The sequence below is a fragment of the Xenococcus sp. PCC 7305 genome (assembly GCF_000332055.1).
Lineage (GTDB): Bacteria > Cyanobacteriota > Cyanobacteriia > Cyanobacteriales > Xenococcaceae > Xenococcus.
Window position 1 is genome coordinate 1 of sequence record NZ_ALVZ01000017.1, and the last position, 2,687, is coordinate 2,687.

The window sequence follows — 2,687 nt, forward strand, 5'->3', positions numbered from 1 at the left end:
AAGGTCTCAACTTTTTCAATTCTGTTCCTGAACAGCTTAAATCTATGACTTACTTTCCTCATTTGAGAATTACGTTTTAGAACGCGAATTGGTATAATCATGGTACATAGTGCATCAATTCAAGAGCGTAGAGGCTTTAAATTACTCTCTTTCAAGATTCGGCACCTCTTCCCAAACTTGAAAGTAATTTGGGTCGATGGAGGATATGATGGTCAACCATTACAGCTCTGGGTTAAACGTTGGTTTAATTGGATAATCGAAACCATCAAACGGAATCAAGACAGCAAAGGGTTTGAGGTTTTACCTAAAAGATGGGTCGTGGAACGCACTTTTGGTTGGTTTGGAAGATATCGTCGTTTAAGCAAAGATTATGAATATTTACCGACTACCAGCGAAACCATGATTTATATTGCCATGATAAATCTTATGTTAAGACGTTTAACTTGGAGTTCTTCCAGTCAATTCTCTACCTAGTTTTAAATTATCAAACATGCTCTCTTAGAGATATCTTCATCGCTTGTGTCGATGGCTTAACCGGATTTCCTGAAGCGATTGAAACCGTATTTCCCCAAACCAGAGTGCAATTATGTATTGTGCATTTAGTTCGTAATTCCCTCAAATATGTTTCTTACAAAGACCGAAAAGCTGTCGCTGCTGACCTGAAAAAAGTTTATGGAGCTAATACTGAATCCGAGGCGGAACAGGCTTTAGTCGAATTTGGGGAGTCTTGGGACCAGCAATATCCCACGATCGCTAAATCTTAGCTGAATCATTGGGAGAGAGTAATTCCCTTCTTTGCTTTTCCTCACGATATACGTAAAGCGATTTATCTGACTGCCTGACACAAGTACCTTAAAGCCTTACTCTGTAAGGTGTTTGTGAGTTATTGTTCAAAGGCGATTTTAGGGTAACGCGATCAGTTGAAACCATTGATACATGGGACTGGAAAAATCCAATTTTTACGAAAAATCAAGGGATTGGCATAGATGTGTCAGGCAGTCAGGCGATTTATACCACCAATGCCATTGAATCTATGAACATGACTCTGAGAAAAGTTTTACGCAATCATCGTTCTTTTCCAACCGATGAGTCGGTGATGAAAGTAATTTTTCTAGCAATCAACAATATTTCAAAGAAATGGACAATGCCAATTCGAAATTGGAAAAGTGCTTTGAATCGATTTGCGATTGAATTTGAGGGTAGATTTCCTTTATAGGTATTTACTCCTGACACAAACTATTTGACAATCTCTTGTCGATGATAAAATTGGGTTCTTAATTCATCTAACGTTCGTTTAAACGCTCTAAAAGCCTATACTTTATAGTCGTACTTTAGTGTCATTGTTAAGGCTTAAGAGCTCGCGGGCTTGGCGAATCAACAGCTGTCCCTCAGGGGTTTGTGATAATCTATCCAAAACTGAAACAAGCTGTCTTGTTTGTTCTAAAATCAATTTATTTTTGTGTTGCGTTTCTGCGGCAATAGATAAATTATCTTTGTCATAGCCCTCTATATATTTTGCGTATGCCGATCCCTCAGTAAAGTAGCGTCTTAAACCACCTTCACCACATTCAGTCAATTGTTGTAGCTCTTCCATAAAAGCCAGACACTCTATTCTTTTTATGTCATTGTTTATAAAGACTGCTAATTGCTCATCACCCGTAAATTTAGAATAATCATCAATCTTTTGAAAAGGCATAATCGCTACAGTAGAAATATTGTTTTTACGTGCGGCTTCGATAATATCTTCAAGTTGGCGAGCTGCCTTATCTACCGCCTCCAACATAGATGGTGTGAAACGTTGATCATCAGGAGATGCTGTTAAGATAGTAACATTGGGTTCTTGATTTATTTGATATCTTTCTAGGCTTTTTGTAAAACTCATAATTTTCATCTCCTTTTTAGTATTATTGGTAAGGCTTAATGGTTAATAGGCTTTGGAAATAAAAGTTTAGCTCCCGGGAGTATGCGCTCATTTGTCTAAGACTGTAAAAACCTGTTGATGCATCAAATATTTGATATTTAATAGTTCTGGACATGTATCTATTCTATTAATTCAGATACATATATTTGAATTAATAGAATAAGGTTCAGCGAAAAACTTATATAAGATATTCCCTTATAAAATTTGATGAAGCTTTCAACAAATGTTGTATTTAATAAGTAAATATATTCATGCAAAAATATGACATAATGGATGGCTAATTTGTTTAATTTAGACTATTTTGCAATGAAAAGTGAATTGAATAATATATTATTTTATGTGGTGTTGTATTGTTTTAGCCCAAATATTCTCATTAAAAACTAATAGTAACTATGGCTTTCGGGTTGGTATTAGTCATCAATTTAGCACTCAAGGAAATCGAATTGGTTTTAATATTAGTTCTTTTGGTAGAAATAATAATATTGATACCGAAGCATTTTTAAGTTGGTCATTGTATAAGAATTTTTCTCATATAGAGACAAACCAATCTGGTCGTGAAAGTCAATTAACTTTTGGGTTAACTCAGGGATTCGGTAAGACAAAAGGTCTTTTAGACAATTATGATTGGTCTCTTAGTAGTAACAATACGGATAGAAACAATAGCATTGGTTTATACACGACAATTTATAATGACACCTATCAAACCAGTCAGAGATTATTAGGGTTTGGAATAAACGTAGAAAAGTTTAATTTTCATTTTGAAAAT

The 2,687-nt window shown here is 35.0% G+C and carries 3 protein-coding genes and 1 pseudogene; 3 read left to right on the forward strand and 1 reads right to left on the reverse strand.

The window, feature by feature from the left end:
• The first annotated feature begins 99 nt into the window (after positions 1-99).
• Together XEN7305_RS00175 and XEN7305_RS30165 are read left to right on the forward strand one after the other, a co-directional pair.
• Positions 100-474, forward strand: coding sequence for a transposase (locus tag XEN7305_RS00175; protein ID WP_006507263.1), 375 nt, complete (start codon positions 100-102; stop codon positions 472-474).
• Positions 465-1,216: pseudogene (locus XEN7305_RS30165) on the forward strand (transposase); the annotation flags it as partial. The gene XEN7305_RS00175 and the pseudogene XEN7305_RS30165, both read left to right, overlap by 10 nt.
• Positions 1,217-1,318: 102 nt before the next feature.
• On the opposite strand, the gene XEN7305_RS00190 reads toward XEN7305_RS30165, so the two are convergent.
• Positions 1,319-1,882 (reverse strand): hypothetical protein, encoded by a 564-nt coding sequence (locus XEN7305_RS00190; protein WP_006507266.1) that lies wholly within the window; start codon positions 1,880-1,882, stop codon positions 1,319-1,321.
• 376 nt (positions 1,883-2,258) lie between these two features.
• Here XEN7305_RS00190 and XEN7305_RS00195 point away from each other — a divergent pair.
• On the forward strand, positions 2,259-2,687 hold a 429-nt coding region (locus tag XEN7305_RS00195), incomplete at its 3' end, for a hypothetical protein (protein WP_006507267.1).